The 17,083-nt window shown below is 45.0% G+C and carries 17 protein-coding genes; 1 reads left to right on the plus strand and 16 read right to left on the minus strand.

All coding sequences use genetic code 11. The features are described 5' to 3' along the window. Nucleotides 1–14: 14 nt before the first annotated feature. Together A3844_RS16135 and A3844_RS16140 are read right to left on the minus strand one after the other, a co-directional pair. Nucleotides 15–1,826: a motility associated factor glycosyltransferase family protein gene (locus A3844_RS16135; protein WP_083606884.1), complete on the minus strand. Its 1,812-nt coding sequence runs from the start codon at nucleotides 1,824–1,826 to the stop codon at nucleotides 15–17. Nucleotides 1,827–1,962: 136 nt separating this feature from the next. Then, a complete protein-coding gene (locus A3844_RS16140; protein WP_074107921.1) occupies nucleotides 1,963–3,633 on the minus strand; it encodes a flagellin N-terminal helical domain-containing protein in 1,671 nt (556 codons plus the stop codon). Nucleotides 3,634–3,894: 261 nt separating this feature from the next. Here A3844_RS16140 and A3844_RS16145 point away from each other — a divergent pair, with 261 nt between their 5' ends. Continuing rightward, nucleotides 3,895–5,463, plus strand: a complete 1,569-nt coding sequence (locus A3844_RS16145) for a DUF2920 family protein (protein WP_074107922.1) — start codon at nucleotides 3,895–3,897, stop codon at nucleotides 5,461–5,463. 75 nt (nucleotides 5,464–5,538) lie between these two features. Here the strand turns inward: A3844_RS16145 and A3844_RS16150 are convergent, their stop codons facing one another. The 14 genes from A3844_RS16150 to A3844_RS16215 form a co-directional block, all read right to left on the minus strand. Further along, nucleotides 5,539–6,309 carry an acylneuraminate cytidylyltransferase family protein gene (locus A3844_RS16150; RefSeq protein ID WP_074107923.1) on the minus strand — a complete coding sequence of 257 codons (771 nt, stop codon included), beginning with the start codon at nucleotides 6,307–6,309 and terminating at the stop codon, nucleotides 5,539–5,541. Beyond that, on the minus strand, nucleotides 6,309–7,259 hold the full coding sequence (locus A3844_RS16155) for a Gfo/Idh/MocA family protein (protein ID WP_074107924.1): 951 nt from the start codon (nucleotides 7,257–7,259) through the stop codon (nucleotides 6,309–6,311). Before A3844_RS16155 ends, A3844_RS16150 begins: the two co-directional genes overlap by 1 nt. A 1-nt stretch (nucleotide 7,260) precedes the next feature. Further along, a complete protein-coding gene (locus A3844_RS16160) occupies nucleotides 7,261–8,238 on the minus strand; it encodes a Gfo/Idh/MocA family protein (RefSeq protein WP_074107925.1) in 978 nt (325 codons plus the stop codon). 152 nt (nucleotides 8,239–8,390) lie between these two features. Further along, nucleotides 8,391–8,627: a carbon storage regulator CsrA gene (gene csrA / locus A3844_RS16165; protein WP_074107926.1), complete on the minus strand. Its 237-nt coding sequence runs from the start codon at nucleotides 8,625–8,627 to the stop codon at nucleotides 8,391–8,393. Between the two features lies 1 nt (nucleotide 8,628). After that, nucleotides 8,629–9,078, minus strand: a complete 450-nt coding sequence (locus tag A3844_RS16170) for a flagellar assembly protein FliW (RefSeq protein WP_074107927.1) — start codon at nucleotides 9,076–9,078, stop codon at nucleotides 8,629–8,631. Nucleotides 9,079–9,222: 144 nt separating this feature from the next. Then, nucleotides 9,223–9,786 (minus strand): DUF6470 family protein, encoded by a 564-nt coding sequence (locus A3844_RS16175; protein WP_074107928.1) that lies wholly within the window; start codon nucleotides 9,784–9,786, stop codon nucleotides 9,223–9,225. An 18-nt stretch (nucleotides 9,787–9,804) separates the two neighbouring features. Further along, complete coding sequence (gene flgL, locus A3844_RS16180) at nucleotides 9,805–10,722, minus strand: flagellar hook-associated protein FlgL (protein WP_074107929.1); 918 nt, start codon at nucleotides 10,720–10,722, stop codon at nucleotides 9,805–9,807. A 14-nt stretch (nucleotides 10,723–10,736) separates the two neighbouring features. Next, nucleotides 10,737–12,332, minus strand: a complete 1,596-nt coding sequence (gene flgK, locus A3844_RS16185) for a flagellar hook-associated protein FlgK (protein ID WP_074107930.1) — start codon at nucleotides 12,330–12,332, stop codon at nucleotides 10,737–10,739. Between the two features lie 57 nt (nucleotides 12,333–12,389). Next, nucleotides 12,390–12,890, minus strand: coding sequence for a flagellar protein FlgN (locus tag A3844_RS16190; RefSeq protein WP_074087294.1), 501 nt, complete (start codon nucleotides 12,888–12,890; stop codon nucleotides 12,390–12,392). Between the two features lie 12 nt (nucleotides 12,891–12,902). Beyond that, complete coding sequence (gene flgM / locus A3844_RS16195; RefSeq protein WP_074087295.1) at nucleotides 12,903–13,190, minus strand: flagellar biosynthesis anti-sigma factor FlgM; 288 nt, start codon at nucleotides 13,188–13,190, stop codon at nucleotides 12,903–12,905. 106 nt (nucleotides 13,191–13,296) lie between these two features. After that, nucleotides 13,297–13,704 (minus strand): TIGR03826 family flagellar region protein, encoded by a 408-nt coding sequence (locus tag A3844_RS16200; protein WP_074107934.1) that lies wholly within the window; start codon nucleotides 13,702–13,704, stop codon nucleotides 13,297–13,299. Nucleotides 13,705–13,872: 168 nt separating this feature from the next. Then, nucleotides 13,873–14,739: a ComF family protein gene (locus tag A3844_RS32360; RefSeq protein ID WP_074107935.1), complete on the minus strand. Its 867-nt coding sequence runs from the start codon at nucleotides 14,737–14,739 to the stop codon at nucleotides 13,873–13,875. Between the two features lie 5 nt (nucleotides 14,740–14,744). Beyond that, nucleotides 14,745–16,757, minus strand: a complete 2,013-nt coding sequence (locus A3844_RS16210; RefSeq protein WP_074107931.1) for an ATP-dependent helicase ComFA — start codon at nucleotides 16,755–16,757, stop codon at nucleotides 14,745–14,747. 130 nt (nucleotides 16,758–16,887) lie between these two features. Further along, entirely contained in the window at nucleotides 16,888–17,073 is a 186-nt protein-coding gene (locus A3844_RS16215; protein ID WP_083607069.1) for a group II intron maturase-specific domain-containing protein, read from the minus strand. Nucleotides 17,074–17,083: the final 10 nt, after the last annotated feature.

A 17,083-nucleotide genomic window follows, 5' to 3' on the forward strand; every position in this document is an offset into this window, starting at 1 on the left:
CTATTGTATTATGACTATAAAGCCTCCGCAGTTGCTTCTAAAATTGAAACGATCTCACTTAGAGCATACACACCAATATCTAGAAATCCAAGATTAACTTCCCGCGCCTGCATTACGTTCACAGGGTTCACTACACGTTCAATGTCATACAAATTCCACACAGAGTTAATCATTGCAGGCTGCAGGCAGTGACGAAGAAGCCAACTATCCAGAACTATTCTAAAATAATCTTCTGTCCTGTCAATCTTCTTTAACGCTTCTTTCAAATCCTTTTCTGTTGAATGCTCGTTGATTCGCTGACGTCTAACCTGTTTACGCTGGTATTCAAATTGCATTTTAATATCGAGAAAATACTTATATTGTTCTCTAATGGCCTGCTTTATTTGTTGTTGCTCTAAAGGATATAGCGCTATCCCCTTCAATATCTCAGAGACAGGTTTAACATTTGTTTGGCAATATTGTGCCTCCACATCTGCTAGACTTAACTGCTCTGTATTAGCAATTTTCGCCCCCCCCTCCGTTGCATTAATTACATGCAATTGCTTATTCGCAATCTCCATCTCGAACCAGGTACGAAAAGCATTCCATATTTCTGTCGTTGCAACCGTCCCACCATAGTATCCTTCTGTTTCAAAACTTTGAATTTCAGCAAACATACTACTAGTTAGTTCCTTATCATCATAAATCGTTCCTCCGGCATGTGTCTCCTTAGCAGAATCCCCATATGCCAAATCTTGCCCTATCAATATAATTGGAGATGCCCCAATATGCTCTGCAACACCGAACGCCACATGTGCACAAGACAAGCCGATACTAATAGAATAATCATCCTTTAGCCCTAAAATTTCCTTTAGCCAAATGAACTCTCCCACTTTCTCCCGCATAGGAATAACTATCTCTCCAGGAAATTCATTAAACACCTCAGGATAGAGGACAAGCGGGCCAACAAGGGTTGACTCAACGGGATATGACTTTCCTTCATAAAAATAAGTATAGGTTTCAATTCCCCGTTCAATGGAGCATATAAAATCAGGAATAATACCTTCATTGCATAGTCGTTGTGCTATCGTATCTACAGCGATGATAAGCGATTTATCTTTCATACTCTGCAATTGTTTTATGTTCTTATTTAGAGACGGACCAGCAGATACTACAATAGCCGGTATGTTACGCATTGCATTTTTCAATAAAGAGACATCCTTCGAACGCGGCAAATGCTTGAGGTTCTTCATGTGATGTCTGAATCCTATCAAGCTGTCTTCTACAGAATTCCCGTACATAAGTGTTTTATATTGTACAACCTCTTTTATGATTCTGACGATATCCACGCTTGAACTGAGGTCATGTTCCCGATAATAATAGGTGAAATAAAATTTGATCGTCTTCAAGTAGAAAATCGCATTTGATAAAAGAAACTCATCCAGGAACAAAGGTAATTCACTTACTTTATCAGCAAATAAAACTGCCGCTGATGATTGAATGAAAGAAAGATCATTATGGTGCAAGGTATAATTAAAAAATGCAGAATTGGGTTCAATAATAACAAGTAAGGACTCATCACCTTTTTTTTGAATAAGCTGCCTTATTTCCTCTACCGAATAAATTCCGATAACAAATATAAGTTCGCGCTTCAGGGGATTAGAGCGATAAGATTTATCAAATTCACTTTTCAAGATGAACGTCTGATCTTGTGTAACAAGTACCTCATTCCCATCATCATCTACACTGAACACCGCCTGGGTTACTTCGCTTGATTCCGGCATTCCAATCTTGTGATTGTGATTGCTAGATAGGATGTCTATATTGCGGCTTAACAGATCCATCATTTCTGCTCCCTTGCTAAGTTTTTCATATTTAATATAGAGAAGTTACAGAACCAGTATAGCAAGAAAGCCCCACAAAGTGGGGCTTTCTTGAGCTATTGTCAGTAATTTCTTCAATTACGCTAAGCTATGGCTTAAATTATCTCAGCAGTTGCAGTACGCCTTGTGGCTGTTGATTTGCTTGCGCCAACATAGCTTGTGCAGCTTGAGCAAGAATGTTGTTCTTGGTCTGGTTCATCATTTCTTTAGCCATATCAACGTCACGGATACGGGATTCAGCAGCTGTCAAGTTCTCGGAAGCTGTTCCCAAGTTATTGATTGTGTGTTCCAGACGGTTCTGCACAGCACCCAGTTTAGCGCGTTCGCTAGATACGAGGGAAGTAGCTTTGTCCAGAACAGCGATTGATTTGGAAGCATCTTCACGGGTAGCGACATTCAATGCAGCTTCTGCTTTGATATCGTTAGAGCCGTTAGTAACCGCATTTTCTTTAGTGAAGCCTGTTTGTCCAGCGTTACCAGTAATACCAAGGGCAGATGCACGCATATCATTGATTTGAAGGGACATGGATTGACCTGTGTTCGCACCAATTTGGAACTTCGTGGTGAAGCCTACGCCTTGTGCTCCAGCACCAACCACTTGTTGAATATTCCCAATAGTTGCAGCAGTACTTAGTCCCATACCCAGTGCAGGGCTAGTACCTAGTACGATATCTTTTCCAGTTTCAGAAACAAATTGGAGCTTGTTATCCTTTGACAAGGAAGCCGTAATTTTGCTGTCCATTCCAGCAGATTGCAGAGATGCGTTGATATCTTTAACCAGGCTATCCATGGCGGCTTTAGCAACGTTAGGATCAGCGTTCACAGTGTCGTAAGTTTTTGGAGCTGTACCAGAGTTAAGATTGATTGTAACTTGGCTTTCAGAGCCAACTGTGAATTTCAACGTTGCACCAACTGCAAGGGTAACGGCAGCAGCTGTAAGCGATTTAGCTCCCTGAAGTCCGGCACGTTCAATAGTTGATGGGGAACCCTGTACCGTCTGTGCAGACGACAATCCCAATTTAGTAATGTCAGTACCAGTAAACTTCAACTGACTAGCTGCTCCCGAAGACTTCGCAGTAAATTCAAGTTTAGCACCATTTACTTTGACGTCTACCAAATCAGACAACTTAACTCCACCAGAAGTTGCTGAATCCAATGCTGTCTTTAATGCAGCCGCAGTAGCAGCACCAGAAGCTGTAGAAGCAACCTTTATGCTCGAAAGATCAAATGTTCTGTTATCAACAGTAATAGTTGCCCCAGCAGTAAGCGATACAGCAGCCGATGTAACTGCATTAGCCGCTACTGCTTTCGCACTTATAGCTTGAGTCAACTTATCACTATCACTTGAACCAATACCACCATTCAGCAACTTTTGAGTATTGAACTCAGTTGTGTTACCGATACGATTGATTTCAGAAGTCAATTGATTCATTTCGTCTTGCAGCGCTTGACGGTCAGAGTCAGTGTTCGTTCCGTTCGCAGATTGGTTAGCGATTTCGCGTTGACGTTGCAGAATGGAGTGAGTTTCGTTCAGCGCACCTTCAGCTGTTTGAATCAAAGAGATACCATCTTGAGCATTACGGGAAGCTTGATCCAAACCGCGGATTTGGCCGCGCATTTTTTCGGAGATTGCCAGACCAGCAGCGTCATCACCAGCACGGTTGATGCGCAGACCAGAAGACAGTTTCTCAATATTTTTGCTAGTATTAGCTGTGTTGATCGACAGTTGGCGGTGAGTGTTCAACGCCGGAATATTGTGGTTAATAATCATTTGATATTTCCTCCCTGAAATTAAGTTAGTTCCACATCCATGTGGTAAACGCCGATCCATTAAGGTCGGCCGCCCTGCCGGACCAGCGTCTAAATTATATATCGTCAGAGAGTGCCGAACTGTTTAGAGTTTCTAATTATTTTTTTTGAAAAATAAGAAGGTTCAACAAAACTAATAAGCGTTCTTAGCTTTTCCGATAATTATAATGATACCATCTTATTTTTCATTAACACGTTAACAATACAATTGGAGGTATAAAATTTGGGGACGCTTGGGTTCAAAATCAAACCGCATGCAGATATTGAATTAGGTTTTTGCAGAGAGGACCTTGATTATTATGTCACGCTACCTGTTAAGGGCGTAACTGACAGAACTGGTCTAATATTATCTATCCCAGGGTTTGGCGGACTTGCCAATTCCACTTATCAAATAGAAAAATTAAACCCTTATCTCGCTGAGAAATATAATTGTATAGTGGTCTCCTTGAATTATTTTGGAATATACCGAGGAATCGAGACGATAATGGATGACAATTTCTTACGAAATATGGAATTTATTTATGGTGTTCCGAGCGCTTACTGGAGCGATATTTCATCTGAAAACGATTTTTATGTGAAGCTAGGAGAAATTCTAGAAAGTAAAGGTGTGGCCCAGTTGGACCCCCGCTGTCAGGCTTTAAAGTCCACAGCGCGAAATGAGTATCAATCCTTTGGCTTTTTACCTGCTCTGGATTGCCTTACTGTTCTAGGTGATGTTATCAGAAAATACCCTAACTTGAACAAGCGGAAAATAATTGCCTATGGATCTTCTTATGGTGGTTATATAGCTATGCTTTGTGGCAAATTCGCACCAAATTTGTTCTCAGTCATCATTGACAACTCCGGCTTTTCACGTGCTCAAATGAAGCATATTGTGGGTAGAGAAATATTGGAGCATGATTATGTTGTTACTGTCAATTACAATAATAAACCTTATACTGTGCCGTTCGCATATAATAATCCTTGGACAATTTTAGATGATACATCACCGTTCTATTTTGGGGATTCTCACAAGCAGATCCGTAATCTGTTACTTAGAGAGCATAGAGTAAAGTCCGATACACGTTATTATATTTTTCATTGCGAAGAGGATCAAATTGCCTCGGTAGAAGACAAAGACAAAGTGGCTGCACTTTTATCAAATTATAATTCCACCTATTATAAACGAGTTGGAATCAATGATCTTGATGGTGTACTTTTTAAAAAATATACACATGCTATGAATGCCTCCTTGCGTAAACTCTTTGACTATGCTGCAGAACAGGATAAAGAATACGGACTAGAAAAAAGGCAGAGTGCAAATGAGTTTTCAACTAATAATGTAAATATATTGAATTGCGGCAGCAAAAATTATATTTTTAATTTTAAAGAGGACTTCACCATGGATGTAACTATTACAGAAAATATAAAAACCGACTATAATTTAATTTTCTCACTCCAGTTAATGCGTAATTTATTGGATATTTGTGAATCAATAGACGAAGGGTTTGACTTTATCGTTACTAATATAACAGACAAAAACTATAATGAGGCTGCTGTAGTTATGCAAGACATAGTGGATGCTCACACAACTATAAATTTACAAATAGATACGTTTTCCATGTTTCTAAGTAAAAACAATCTGCATTCAGTAGGAATTCAGTTCAAAGACAGTCTTCTAGAAGCTGTTGTTCATTTTAATAATGACTCTTGGGATTTATTGAATAACCAAATATCGCAACAAACCGTTCCTGATTTCCTATTATGGAAGAATGAACTACAGAATACTTTTTCTCCTTATTTAAACCATTAATTTGACAATGTATAAATTCTAGTTCAGTGAAAATATCATATTCTTAGAATGAAATTCAAAGAAGCCGGGCATTTCTCAATGCTCGGCGTTTGTAATCACACTAATATTATCTCTAACTACACTCATTTCCTCGTGTGACCTAAACAAATACTCTGCAATGACTTCCATGAGTTCAAAATCATTCTCATTGTCTATATCCAATACTGCCGTATCCATCATCTTAATTACATCACATTTACCTTCGAATATTCCTTTGCCACTTTCGAGAAATAAAGGCGAATACGCGTATAGAGATGCATTCATATCAAAAATCTCAGGCGCTTCCTGCCGGGCGTTAAACGATGATTCAATTACTCTGACATATCCCTCAGTAGATGGCTTGACCATGTTGAAATAGGGATTACGTCTTGAATCCGTTACTGAAAAAACCACATCAGCAGCACCTTCTGCCTTCTTGTCAATTAAGGATTGCAGATCGCCAACGGTTCTTAAGGGAGAGGTGATATCAAGATCCACTACCATATCGTATTCTTGTTTATTTCTGTCCTGCATGATTTTAAGGCTATTCTGTATCACAGCTATTTTGGGCGTATAGTCTTCTCCCAGAGCGGGATCTCTATCAATAAAATCAATTTGTAATTTCAGATTCTGATTAATCAGATTCATCAAATCTACACTGTCCGAATTTACAACGATATCACAGTCTATACGGGAGTTCTGTTTCATGAACAAATCAATTACTGATGCTGTATAAAATACTAATGGGTATCCTAAGAAGTCTTTCAAATTTTTATTTTTAATTCCTTTTGATCCCGCTCTTCCGCAAATCGTAAATAAAATCCTCATTACAGGCTGCCCTCCTTAGCAATTTTTAAAGTCATTACGGCTGAATCTATATCGTTCGGGTTAACGGTCTTTCCTTCTATGACATCGAAAAAAGCGGAGATTTCCTTGAGTTGATAGTCATTTCTGGACTCTGCAAAAGAAATCGTTTCATTTCGCTTCAAATATGTTATTTTACTGTTAGCTATATCTGCAATAATGGTATCTTCATACGTAAATAGCTGGAGTTCCCTGATTGTCTGAACTCCGAAATAGTCCAAATGAATTTCCGCCATCAGATTCTTGTACTTAGCAATATATATTGACAAATCATCGCTATCTATTTCGAGATGTGAAACCTTCCCTCTGAAGTTTTCTACTCTGTCGGGATGTCCAAACAAATACACAATGTAATCCCACTCATGAATAAGATCAATGGAAACACCGCCGCCTTCATCTGCATGAGCACTATAGGTATTCCGATAATCAACGCCAGCTCTCCAATAAGGTAAATAACTGGAACAAATTGTTCTGACACTATAAACTCTACTTAAATCAATCTCATGCTTCACATACTGTATGACATCGGTATACCTTAGCGGACAAGCAACGTAATAAATGCCTTTTTCATTAAGCATTAACTCCTGAACTGAGGGTGCTGTATCACTGAATACAGGTTTTTCGATAAACATATGTTTAGTCTTGGGAACATAGCTTTTTATTGTATCAAAGTGTAGATGGGTTGGATTAGTTATAAAGATCACATCATAATCGTCAGGTACATTAGAATAATCCGTATAAATATTATTGACCATGGATTTAATATCATCGCTTAATTCATTATTGAAATCTCTTCGGATTAAATCGATAGAATAAGAAATACCCCTCGCTTCAAGAACTTTTTCAATGTTAAATAAATGTCTTTTCCCAATAGACCCAAGTCCAATTATCGCAATCTTGTAGTTAATTCCCATATTAAGCCTCAATCTCGTCAATTATTTTTAAGATCGACTTGTCCTTAGAGAAGCTATACAAAGGCTCTTCCCTATTATCAACAACTGCAAAAAAGGATGCAATCTCATCAAAGTATGCATTCTCAACTACGAATTTACTGTATTGTTCCAGTTGATCCACGGTTTCATATAATAGAATTTTTTTTTCTTCTTTGCGTTCAAAATCATATATCTTAATACCTTCGGCAGAACCATCCCACTGCAAAAAAAGCTTCTCGCCAAAAAGCTCAAAGTTTCTTACCGCTTTTCTTGAAACTACATCCACTGCAAGCATACCTTTATGCCCATTTTCATGTTCGATCATCACCATATAATTATCGTCATACTCAATATCTAATGAACTGATTTTATTCTTCATGACATGGACCTTATTAATAGTCCCAAAAACATCTGTCAGCCAAGGAAGCTCAATAGCAAAAATTTCCCTACATCCGTTTGATCGTTTGTCTCCTACAAAAAAATCTTTGTAGTTCTCCCAAGGGTGCCAGTCCGGCAAATATTGACCAATATGGTAGGTATAATTCAAAAGACAATTGTTTTCTTTGATTAACTGTTTTATCTTTCTCACCTCTTGCCGATACAGAAACGTAGATGACAAGAATAGAACCCTTTTGTTTTCTTTAGCGAGCACTATGTTCTCATCGTACCCATCGGTCACTAAGTTCAGTTCAGTAAAAACATGCAGTCCCTTTTCAAGACAATGACTGATTATTTCACTATGAGACAGAGGCGAAGTACAGATAAAAGCACTATCAACTGAGTTTTCCAAAAACAGCTCATCCACATTAGAAAATGTCATAATGCCATATTCTTTTTCACTAGTCTTCCTGCGTTCCTCACTGGAGTCAATCCCAAAAATCCGATACTGACTATTGTATTTTTTGATTAGACGAATTCTTCTCTTCCCCATCGAGCCTAGTCCAATGACTACAACGTTCACGATATAGCACCTCACTATTATAGTTTATTTACATTATATGTTACCCAATGGCATCACAGGTTACTGCAGCCCTAGAGTGAATCGTACCCATAATAAAAGCCAATACAGCGGTCAATACCACTGCATTGGCCATTTCTGTGCCTTCACAATTATTATTTTTTCGGCCCGCGCAGCCGGTTGATCAATGCGTTGAGATCAGATTGCGCTGGTGCAGCTGATTCACGGTTAGCTTCCTGGATAGATAAATATACTTCTTTTCGAAAAATATCTACATGTTTCGGCGCTGAAATGCCAATTTTCACCGTATCACCATCCACTGCCAGGACCGTAATTTCAATCTGATCCTCAATGACAATGGACTCACCTTTTTTTCTGGACAGTACGAGCATTTCATTCACCATCCTTTCCGTCAATTACCGGCTGCTGCTCCTGGAACAAACTATGCTTCGTGTGATATGGCGTTTTGTGCAGCACTACTTGCTTGCCCAACAATCGTTCGGGATTTAAAACAATAGGTGCAAGCAGGTTAATTGTAGACTCTTCCGCTTGCTCTTTGAGCGTAATCATGCAGCGGACAATGACCTGAGAGACAATTTCCAATTCTTCGGCTTCATCACCCGGCAGTTCAAACTCATAGGCCGGATAAAACGCAAACGGATCTCCGAGCAGAAACGACAGACTTTTATTTCCCAGCGACTGCAGGACCCAGAAAGGAGTTCCCTCCATGGCAATCAAAACAAAATCATTTTCATCCTCAAAACCGGGGATTCCTTTGGAGAAATGATACAACTGTTCCTCCTGTACTTCTAGGTTTCCCCAAGCAAGCGTCTCAATAATCAAGCGGTTCACTCCTCAGACAGTTTTGCTATGCAAAACCGGGATAATAAAGGTATCTAAATGTCCTAGCATACTAATGGTATCCAATGACATATAAATAGCACAAAAGCTATAGAAGCGCAGAACGCACATCCATAGCTTATTACACTACATTTGAACATTCAATTCAGGTGGAATAAACTGTACCGAAGCATACTGTTGCATATAGATATTCAGCTTGCCGCGTGTATACTCTGTCTCGGGACGATGACTTTCCACTTGAATATCAACTTGAGCTGCCCGGAAGCTGATTTCAGGGGCTCTTACCTCAAAATGAATCTCAACATTGTCGTAGGCCGCGGGACCGAGAGGCTCTGGGAAGGAGTTCGGTTCAGTATCTGTACCGTAGACTTCAGCAATTGTATTACCCGGCTTAAAAAACTCAGCCATTCGGTTACCCTGCTCAACCTTTCGGGCTATACCCTGGAGATATAATTGCTGTATACCTGAATAAATACGGCTATTCATATCAAGTACACTGCCTCCATTATAGGCCGCCTGTGCTCTCGTCTGATCTATTGTAAGCTCAGGACGGGAAGAATGAATACTCAACTCACCTGGAGTAGTTGTGATGTTAACTTCAGCCTTAGGCTGAGTTATGGAGAAAGCACCTAAATCAGCATCAATGCCAATGATTGCAGGCGTCTGTCGAATTTGCAGGATTGGCTGCATCAACGAGCACCACCTCCGTTATCGGATAAAGTCCACTAGACTTGTAGAGATAATCTTGGCTCCTACAGAAAGAGAAGCATTATAGATGTTCTCCTGAATCTTCGACTGCATGATCAGTCCCTCATAATCTGCATCCTCTGTCTTAGCCTGCAGATCAGTTAGGTTTATGTTCAAATCACTTAAACGATCCTGCATTAATTCCACACGGTTAGTCTTAGCCCCTATTTCGGAGCGTGCCGACAGGATAGTCTCTACACGTGTATCGATTTTGTCAAGTTGAGCGGATACTGCTTTAATATTGCCGGACTTCAAACTCTCGGAGATATTATTAATGATAGAAAACAGATTATCTGCCTCCCCAGTATGACCGAAAACATCATTACCGGTCATATTAATTGGCAGCTGCACACCTTCACCGACAATATATTGAATTTGCCCCGGATCTGTAGTGATGGCTTTGGTCACATCATAGGTACCATCCGAACCTCTGGCAAAATCATAAGGCTTGGTATTATATTGTTCACCATTAAAGATATATTTTCCGTTCAGCTTGCTGTTAGAGATATCCACGAGTTGTTCTTTGAGTTGCATTACTTCTTCATTAATACTATCCAAAGCTGACTGTGGATTGCTCCCAGTAGAGGCCTGTACAGTAAGCTCGCGCAACCGCTGAACCACATCTCCAGCCTGTCCGAGGACGGTGTCGTTATAATCAAGCCAGGACAGCCCGCTATCTACATTCTTGGTGTACTGTTCATTCGAAGACAGCTCGGCACGGTAACGCAGGGAGTAAGTAATCCCTACCGGGTCATCGGAAGGCTTATTGATTTTGCGGCCGCTGGACAGCTGGAGCTGGGTGTCGTTCATGGTGCGCGCATTGCGGTTTAGGTTAAGCAGCAGCTGTGAATTCATCATATTGGAGGTTACCCTCAACATAAGCTATTCCTCCTTTATCTGCCGACGGTGCCGGTAGAATTAATTAGTTTGTCGAGCATTTCGTCATAGGTCGTCATAAACCGAGCAGCGGCGCTATAAGCATGCTGGAATACCAGCATATCCGACATTTCTTGATCCAGGGACACTCCGCTTACAGACTGTCGGCGTGAATTCACCTGTTCCACCAGATAATCGGCATTACTCGTCTGACGTGTAGCTTCCTGGGATTGAATTCCCAGTTGCCCCACCATGGAGCTGAGATATGATCCGATAGTGCCGCTCTTAATACCATCCGCTGTAGTGAAGGTATTGTTGTCCTTCATGTTACTGAACAAAAGCGCCAGTGTATTGTTCCCTTTAATTACCGATACCTTTCCGGCAGTGTCTGTAGTGGCGCGGAGAGAAGTAGCGAATAGGGAAGGATCTGCAGCAATTTCCGGATTCAGTCGAAGATTGCTCGCGGTGATCGCTTCCCCGGCCACTGATGGCGTGAAGAATGGGCGGCCTGTGCTGCCATCCATCGCAAACCCCAGCTGATGCAGACCATTCAGGCCCTTGACTGTAGTTTTCAAATCACCTGTCAACGGGATAGGGACTGCAGCACCGGCAAGGAGCGTTGTTTTGGTGCCATCGGCATTAACAATTTCTGAATCCTTGAACACTGTGGTACCAGCCGGAAGTGTTGAACCCGCAGGAATCGTAACCTTCACCTCGCCATTGGCGATTGTATTGGCCATATCATCCAACTGTTTCTTATAATCCGCGACGTAGGTTTTGCTGGAAAAGATCATTCCGTAAGCCTCTCCAGCCTTGAGATCCCCGGAGGCATAAGCCGTGTTGAGAAACGCGCTGTCTACAGTCGCTGTAACGGCTTGTCCTTGAACCAGCTGCTGGGTACCCAGCGATATATTATAGCCGGCATCGGTCTCCAGAACAGTAATGTTCGCAATCTTGGACAGCTTGTCTGTCATCAGGTCACGCTGATCCCGCAAATCATTGGCGTGATCGCCCATACCTTCGATTTTAGCAATGGATTGATTCAGGTCAGCGATAGAGCTCAAATAGCCCTGAACCTGTTTTCCTTTGACATCAATATTGGTACTAAGATCCCGGTCCAGATTGCTCAACTGCGTACTCATGTAGTTCATTGCATCCGTGAGTGACTCCGCAGTCTGCACAACAATCTTACGGGCTGTAGGATCTTCAGGGTTCTTGCTGAGGTCAGACCAGGACTTCCAGAAATTATCCAGTACTGTTCGAATGCCTGTATCCGAAGGCTCATTCACGATGGCTTCGAGCTTGTCCAGTGTATCGGATTGGATGCTCCAGTTCCCGCTGGCAGAGTTCTCACCCCGGTACTGATCGTCCAGGAACATCTCGCGGATACGTTCGATGGAAGTGAACTCGACCCCGGTACCCAGCTGACCAGGAACCGTGGAATTCGTAAGACCGTATGCTTCAATGGGAGAAGCGGCCTTCATGTTCACACGTTGGCGGGTGTAGCCCTCCGTATTGGCATTGGCGATATTGTGTCCGGTTGTGCTGAGCGCAGCAGTCTGTGTGAACAGGCTTCGTCTTGCCGTCTCAATTGAGTGAAATGTGGATGTCATGCTACTGGTTCCTCCCTTATGATGGCTCCGGCAAAACGGCTTGCAAGAACGGTAAGTCTATCCGCGTGCGTCAAAAAGACCCGGCCGGGTGGAGCCACTGCCCTTGTCGGACGGATGATGGTAAGTAAAATCCTGGTTCGGTCTTCCGACCAGCAAATCCAGGGAATAATCTATAAAGGTAAGCGACTGCTCAATCAGCTTCTGATTCAGCTCATTGGCCTGCTTCAAGCGGCGTAGTGTGCCTGAAAGCTTCTGCTGAATATGCAGCAGCCGCGACTTGTCTTCAGGATCAAATACAAGACGTGAGAGCTCAGAGAGGTTCAGGTTCAGGTTGGAACGAATCCCGACCCCCTGCAGAAAAGCATATGCGGCCTGCGCACGCTGCTCTTCGAGCTGCTCAATTAGCTTCATTAGCTTGGATTCCCGGTTCAGGATGTCAATCAGACCATCCACCTTGTTATCCATAATCGTCTGTTTCTTAAAAGCGGCCAGATCCAGCATTTGAATATGTGCTTCGTCCAGCCGCTCAAGCAATTCCAGCAATGTTGTCAATGGCATGGGTGTCTTCACCTAATTCTCGGAGGATTGCTTAAAGTAGGGGGCGAGTGTGGCTGCGAGCTTGGCTGCATCAACTTGGTAGGTACCTGCGGAAACTTGCTGTTTCAAGCTTTCAATCTTGCTTGCACGTTCGTCGTCAACTTCTCCGCTTTTCTGTGCCTGCAATAGCTTTATCGCTTCATCTGAGATCGAAACCTCATCCTTGCGTGTGCTTTTCTTCAGTTGTTCCTGTCTAGGCGATTCCGCGCTGCGTTGATACGGGTTAATCGCATTAATACGTCCGGTCTCGTTAATTTTCATAACTTCCACCTTCCTTTTAATATAAAAAAGCCGATAATCTTTACTAAGTTTATCGGCCATCTTTGAAACATTCTTTATACCTGCAAGCGTTATTTTGCAGATTTAATTATTCACGCATCTTGTCAACGGCCCGGTAAGCACCTTCCCCAGACTTTTTGGAGGGTTCTGCCGGAGCATCTTCTTTTACTGCATTGGTCAGATCTTTGCGCAGACGGTTGCGGCAGCTGTCACACATATGGCCTTCCCGGATTAAGGTTCCGCAGACCTCACAAGGGTACATCATATTCGGCGCATTCGCTATAGAAATCCGGCCTTCCCGAATAAAACGGGTAATCTCCTTAATCGGAATTTCCGTTGCATCGGACAGCTCCTGAATATTAGTGCCTCTGTTTTCGCGTAAATAACTTACGCAGGTTTCATATTGATGCTCCAAATCCTTAATACAGGGCTGGCACAGGTCCATAATATTTTTGACGTATAACCGGCCGCACCGTGGACAATTGTCTAGATTCATTTTCAGCAGCGGCTCCCTTCCATACATTTTGTGCAGCGTATAATATCTTATGCTCCTAGATTACATGATTGCAGAAGCTTCGTCTATCATTAGTATCGGCTATTGAGGGGCAATGTTTATATTAGTTTTACAAATAAATACTGAAACACTGCTTAGATTAAGGCAGAATCACGAACGTGCCCACGTCAGGCTGTAAATTTCCGCTGTACAGCCTAGGCTACCGGCTAATTCATGAATGGTTTCCGCGCAGGCCCGGATCGTACTTCCTGTTGTGTAAATATCATCAATAATGATGATTTGCAGAGGCTGTGACTGAGTCTGAAGTCCGGCTGACTCAAGCCAATAGACAAACTCTGCGCGAATAGCAAGATCTGGGTTGGCTGCAAAAGCATGCTTCATATCCGCCAGCCGTTCGGCGCGGCTTTTGAAACTCTGTTTACCGGTATGATGGGTGCGGACCAGCAGCGGCAGCTGGGGAATCCTTCTGTGCCGGGATAGAATGTCCGCCAGACGCTCGGCCTGATTGAACCCGCGTTCAGCCAGCCGGGCGTCACTTACCGGAACTGGGACCAGCAGATCCGCCTGCCATAAGCTGGCACGACCGATGCGCTTGAATTTGCCTTTGATAGCAGGAAGCTTCGAATGGATTTGCCGGGAACCTTCACCGCGCAGCTGCCCCCGCTCTGCTTGGAGAACCGTATATGCCCGATCCAGCATCAGACCGAGTACGGGGGCCAGACGCTCGTTCCCCCTATATTTATACTGGCCCAGAACCTCACGCATCACACTTGTGTAAGCTACCGCACTGCGATTGCAGACTATTGGACCCGGGTCCCCGCTGCGGCTGCAATCCGGACAGCCCACATGGCGGCCGCATTTAGAGCAGCGCGGATTACGAATCCAAGGGATGGAGGTCTGGCATATTTTGCAAACTTCTGGAATCTCTGATGATACTTGGGCTTTTTTACCACAAATAAGACAGTCCGAGGCGGAAGGAGCAAGCAGTGACTTGGCTACTTGGAACCATGTGCTCATCAAGATTATAACCCCGCTCCCTTGCTTATGTACCCTTGTCTGCGGGCGATGGTATTCATCGTTCGGATCTGTGCGACTGCTCCCCGTTGTGATTTCGTCCATTGCGGAGAGAAAAACAAAACGGTTCCTGCCGGATCTTCTTTGGAGCGCCCAGCTCTTCCAGCCATCTGCACCAGTGAGGCTTCATCAAAAAGGCTGCTGTCCGCATCCAGTATAAAAACATCACTGCGGGGAACGGTAACCCCCCGTTCGAGGATTGTCGTGGTAACAAGAAGTGAGATTGCGCGGCTGCGGAAAGCCTCAACCTTCTCCGCTCTTGCCGGGTCCCGGGAAGAAGTGCCCTCAATTGCTGCTCCGGGAAAGTCCTGGCGGAGAAGAACCAGTAATCCTTCGATGTGGGCTATTCGCGACACAAACAGAAAAATTTGTGCCTTACGCGCAAAGGACCTGCGAAGTGCCTGCAGCAGATTTCCGGGCAGCGCTCCCCGCTTCAGGCAAACATGGACGGAAGACATCCCAACATGCCGGGGCACCGGCAGCGGATGACCATGGAAGCGGACAGGTACCCTGGCATGCGGCAGCTTACCTGCGCGGGCTAAACGCTGCAAATCCGTTGGCGGTGTAGCTGACAGGTAGATGAACGAACCCCCTGGCTTGCAAGCATGCTCTGCCGCATAGGCCAGCATAGGATCGTTGTGGTAGGGATAGGCATCGAGCTCATCGATGATGACAAGGTCAAAGCTTTGGTAGAAGCGCAGTAGCTGGTGGGTAGTGGCCAGAGTCAACTGGCCGTGGGTCCAGCGGTCTGCGCTGCCGCCGTACAGCACGGCGAGCGTCTCTGCCGGGAACGCCTTGGCTAGCCGCGGCGCGAGCTCCAGCACGACGTCGCGCCGCGGCGTGGCGACGAGCGCACGGCCTCCGGCAGCGAGCACGGCCGCAAGGAGCGGGAACGTGATCTCCGTTTTCCCCGCTCCCGTGACAGCCCAGAGCAGGAACCGCTCTGGGCTCCGGGCGGCGGAGCGCTGCCGCGGCTCCGCCAGGAACCCCAGTGCAGCGCCGGCGGCCCCCGCCTGCGCCGCGCTAAGCCCCCACCGGCGTGCCGCCACGGTGGGGGAAGCCCCGGCCGTGCACCGCACGGCCGGAGAGGCCGCGCTGCGCAGCAGCAGCGCGCAAGCCCGGCTGCGCCCGAGTGCGAGGCAGGCCTCGCAATAGGCGCAGCCTACAAGGCCGCACGCGGCGCAGGCCGTGCGGCCCGTGGGGGCGCTGCCGCAGCGCAGGCAGCGTTCTTCCGCGCGGCGGGCACCCGCGCCGCGCCGGAGCAGGCGCAGCTGCGGCAGGCGGAGCGCCGCAGTGCGCAGGAGGCGGCCGGTGACCGCAGGGAACCGGCCTGCGCCAAGCAGGCGCGCGGAGGTTGCGCGCGCCGTGTGCCATGCCCCTGTGCTGCGAAGCACAGGGGCTGCGCCAACAGCGGCCTCCACGCTCAGCCGCCCCTGCAAATGGCAGAGCTGAACAGCCGCCCGCCACTGTCCAGCCAATCCTGGAAGCTGCTCCTCCAGGAGCGCTTCGACTTCAGGCTGGAGTAATGAACGGCCATCCAGTACCTGCATCAACTGCTCTGCCGCAGCTCCAAGAACATCCGCGCATATGCCTTTTTCACAACCTATAGCTGATCTGTAGTTTTCATCAACTTCCGTATAGAGTCCGCCCACATTCAAGCTGCCGCCGCCTCTTCTCTCCACGTCAATTTCAGTTCTGAGCACCTCAGCCATATATCTCCCCCAGTCTTCCTCCTGCCATTGCCGCGCTGCCCGTGAGGAATCCCAGTGCTCCCTCAGCTTCACTGCCCAACCGAGAGGAAGCGCCGAAGAGAGGAGCACCAGCTTATCCGCAGCCCTATTGTTCCATCCATCCCTTTCTCCCCTGGTACCGCTCCACCATATCCTGTCAACATTCATATGGAGTGAGACCCACAGACTCCAGTCTCCTTCAAGCTCTACCGCATATACTGCTGCCTGCACCTGCTACACCTCCTAAAATTTGTTTGGACTAGAGTAAAGGGCTGGGTTTAACCAGCCCCTCCTCATCAAACCGTACGTGAGGTTTTCCCTCATACGGCTTTCCGATGTTCGTCATTCATGGGCATGCGGATTACAATAACGTTTTTAATCCATATTGGTTGGCAATGTGTCTAACTTCATTCAATGACCCCATCCATCTTCTTCGTTGCCTCTTCTTTGCATACCACCGGGTTAATCGCTGCAAAATATACCAATCCAGTTTCGCTAATCTCTTTTGGCTGTAGTTCGTGTAATAGTAATTTCTCCATCCTTGTATCTTCGGATTG

Source organism: Paenibacillus helianthi (genome assembly GCF_001909055.1).
Classification (GTDB): Bacteria; Bacillota; Bacilli; order Paenibacillales; family Paenibacillaceae; genus Paenibacillus_AQ; species Paenibacillus_AQ helianthi.

Excerpts from the sequence above, each read along its gene's own strand:
- csrA (WP_074107926.1), bottom strand. The coding sequence starts at position 8,627 with ATGCTCGTACTGTCCAGAAAAAAAGGTGAGTCCATTGTCATTGAGGAT.
- A3844_RS16140 (WP_074107921.1), bottom strand. The coding sequence starts at position 3,633 with ATGATTATTAACCACAATATTCCGGCGTTGAACACTCACCGCCAACTG.
- A3844_RS16155 (WP_074107924.1), bottom strand. The coding sequence starts at position 7,259 with ATGGGAATTAACTACAAGATTGCGATAATTGGACTTGGGTCTATTGGG.
- flgK (WP_074107930.1), bottom strand. The coding sequence starts at position 12,332 with ATGACATCCACATTTCACTCAATTGAGACGGCAAGACGAAGCCTGTTC.
- A3844_RS16175 (WP_074107928.1), bottom strand. The coding sequence starts at position 9,786 with ATGCAGCCAATCCTGCAAATTCGACAGACGCCTGCAATCATTGGCATT.
- A3844_RS16190 (WP_074087294.1), bottom strand. The coding sequence starts at position 12,890 with ATGCCATTGACAACATTGCTGGAATTGCTTGAGCGGCTGGACGAAGCA.
- A3844_RS32360 (WP_074107935.1), bottom strand. The coding sequence starts at position 14,739 with ATGAGCACATGGTTCCAAGTAGCCAAGTCACTGCTTGCTCCTTCCGCC.
- flgM (WP_074087295.1), bottom strand. The coding sequence starts at position 13,190 with ATGAAAATTAACGAGACCGGACGTATTAATGCGATTAACCCGTATCAA.
- A3844_RS16150 (WP_074107923.1), bottom strand. The coding sequence starts at position 6,309 with ATGAGGATTTTATTTACGATTTGCGGAAGAGCGGGATCAAAAGGAATT.
- A3844_RS16135 (WP_083606884.1), bottom strand. The coding sequence starts at position 1,826 with ATGATGGATCTGTTAAGCCGCAATATAGACATCCTATCTAGCAATCAC.
- flgL (WP_074107929.1), bottom strand. The coding sequence starts at position 10,722 with ATGTTGAGGGTAACCTCCAATATGATGAATTCACAGCTGCTGCTTAAC.
- A3844_RS16200 (WP_074107934.1), bottom strand. The coding sequence starts at position 13,704 with ATGAATCTAGACAATTGTCCACGGTGCGGCCGGTTATACGTCAAAAAT.